Consider the following 2,743-nt stretch of genomic DNA (forward strand, 5'->3'; position numbering starts at 1 on the left):
CAGGCACAACACAACGGCAGTATCCAACCGCTGAGAGAGCGCTTAAATACAGTGTATCTGGCAACAGCAGAGGTTATCCGGCCTAGTTTGTTCGGTGTGGCCATCATTACCATAGTGTATATCCCTATTTTTTCACTGACCGGTGTCGAAGGTAAAATGTTTCATCCTATGGCAGCGACTGTGGTGATGGCCCTGTTATCCGCTATGGTGTTGTCGGTGACCATTGTGCCTGCCGCTGTGGCGGTGTTCTTAAATGGTAAAATCAGTGAAAAAGAAAGTGCGGTCATAAGAGGCGCTAAAACCCTGTACGCACCGCTATTAGCGCTGGCACTCAAATTTCGCTGGCTGGTGATTGGTTTGGCCAGTGCTCTGGTTGGTGTGTGTCTGTGGTTGGCGACCACGTTGGGGGCAGAGTTTGTGCCTCAGCTTGATGAGGGCGATATCGCTTTACATGCCATGCGTATTCCGGGCACCGGCTTAGAACAAGCCGTTGCAATGCAGGAAATTCTGGAGCAGAAGATCAAAACCTTTGCTGAGGTTGATAAAGTGTTTGCCAGAATTGGTACGGCAGAAGTGGCGACCGATCCGATGCCACCCAATGTGGCTGACAACTTTGTGATATTAAAACCGCGCAGTGAATGGCCCAATCCGGATAAAACCAAAGCCCAATTGGTCGCTGAAATGGAGGCTGCTTTGGCGACATTGCCTGGCAATAACTATGAATTTACCCAACCTATTCAGATGCGTTTTAATGAACTGATTTCCGGTGTACGGGCAGATCTGGGTATTAAGGTATTTGGTGATGATTTAGATCAGCTGGTTACAAGCGCTAATCAAATTCTGCAAGCGGTCAACAAGGTGCAAGGTGCTGCGGATACTAAAGTCGAACAAGTCACTGGTTTGCCAACCTTGTCGGTGATCCCCAATCGAACCGCGCTTGCCCGTTACGGCTTAAATGTGGTTGAACTACAGGATTGGGTAGCAGCGGCAATTGGTGGTACGTCGGCCGGTATTCTGTATGAAGGTGACAGACGCTTTGAGCTGATAGTGCGCTTGCCGGAAACCCTGCGTCGCGATCTGGACAAACTGGCAGTGTTGCCGGTGCCATTGCCAAATGGGGACTTTGTGCCGTTGCAGGAAGTGGCTACCTTAGATTTATCGCCTGCGCCGGCACAAATTAGTCGTGAAAATGGCAAACGCCGGGTAGTGGTAACCGCGAATGTGCGTGGGCGAGACCTTGGCAGTTTTGTAGAAGAGGTAAAGGCCCAAATCAACCGCGACGTTGCATTACCAGCCGGTTACTGGCTGGATTATGGCGGTACTTTTGAGCAATTGGAGTCCGCCAGTCAGCGCCTAAGCATCGTGGTGCCTGTTACATTGCTGCTGATCTTAGGTATTCTGGTGATGGCTTTTGCGTCATTAAAAGATGCGCTGATTATCTTCAGCGGCGTGCCGTTGGCGCTCACCGGTGGCGTACTGGCGTTGTACTTGAGGGGTATGCCTTTATCAATCTCTGCCGGCATTGGCTTTATCGCCTTATCAGGTGTGGCGGTGCTGAACGGCCTGGTGATGCTGAGCTTTATTCGCGATCTCTGGCGTGAAAAAGGTGACTTGCTGCTTGCGATAACGGAAGGCGCGCTTACCCGGTTGCGCCCTGTGCTAATGACCGCTTTGGTCGCGAGCCTTGGCTTTGTACCGATGGCGATTAATATTGGCACCGGTGCTGAAGTGCAGCGTCCGCTGGCGACAGTGGTGATTGGCGGTATTATCTCGTCAACCTTACTGACCTTGCTGGTATTGCCAGTGCTATATCATTTGGTACACAAAAACGATAGCCGCAAACAGCAAACGGAATAATCATTAATCTGCTTCGCTGAGCATTGGGCTACAGCGAAGCAGGCTTTCGAACGTTTTGGCAATAAGATGGGTGTTTATGCCAATACGATTAAAACGATAACCGCGTAAATAGTCAGGCGTATTAAGACGTCCCGCCAAATGGGGCTGTCAGCTAGCAAGGGTTGCAAGTCAGCTGGCAAGGGCACTGGCTTTAAAGCAGAGATATTCGCCCCACCAGGATTTCCCCTTGGAACCCAACCAAATATAAAACCCGGAACCGTTGCTATCAAACGGACGATCTGACCAATAACCTCGCGATTATCATTGCGTTTAAGCCCAATCCGCAACATCTGCCAGTGCGTCGCTATATGCGGTATAAAATATCTCTGCCCTAAAATATGCGCTCTTTCAAGAGACTTAAACGCATTGTCTAAATCATTGACTTGTTCAGCCTCCACGGCTGAGTGCCTGCTGATTTGGTACTCATGTTTAATTTTTTTATTCATTTACTATCACTAAGATAATGAGTCTGCGAAAGAAAAGAGCAATCCTCGCTCGCTAAATAAGAGACGCGAAGAATATCACTAATTATTAAATTAAAGTTTAACTTAAGTGTACTATTTAGAGACTACATACATTAGATAAGATATATATTCTATTCTGCACTTTAATGTGCATTAAAGTGCAGATTTTTAACTAGATCAGCGACAAGGTGCATACCTTGTCACTAACATAGTTAATTTCTAAACTGCTGTCACTATATTAGCTAAAACTTACACTTATGCAACATAGTTAAGCTTTGAGCGCTACTGAACAACAGATACTGACTAAAGTAAGTTCAAGCACATAGCAGAGTATTTTCAGGAGGGCATTTCAGGATATTTTAGAAGAACAGGCGCCCAGCTTG

The 2,743-nt window shown here is 47.5% G+C and carries 2 protein-coding genes; one reads left to right on the top strand and one right to left on the bottom strand.

The genetic code is table 11. The annotated features are described in order from the left end of the window. Positions 1-1,857 (top strand): efflux RND transporter permease subunit (locus H141_RS0119380; RefSeq protein ID WP_019677925.1); only part of this gene is annotated, 1,857 nt, incomplete at its 5' end. A 74-nt stretch (positions 1,858-1,931) separates the two neighbouring features. On the opposite strand, the gene H141_RS0119385 is transcribed toward H141_RS0119380, so the two are convergent. After that, positions 1,932-2,342, bottom strand: coding sequence for a DUF3703 domain-containing protein (locus tag H141_RS0119385; protein ID WP_019677926.1), 411 nt, complete (start codon positions 2,340-2,342; stop codon positions 1,932-1,934). Between the last annotated feature and the right edge of the window lie 401 nt (positions 2,343-2,743).

Source organism: Arsukibacterium perlucidum DSM 18276 (assembly GCF_000382165.1).
Taxonomy (GTDB): Bacteria; Pseudomonadota; Gammaproteobacteria; order Enterobacterales; family Alteromonadaceae; genus Alishewanella; species Alishewanella perlucidum.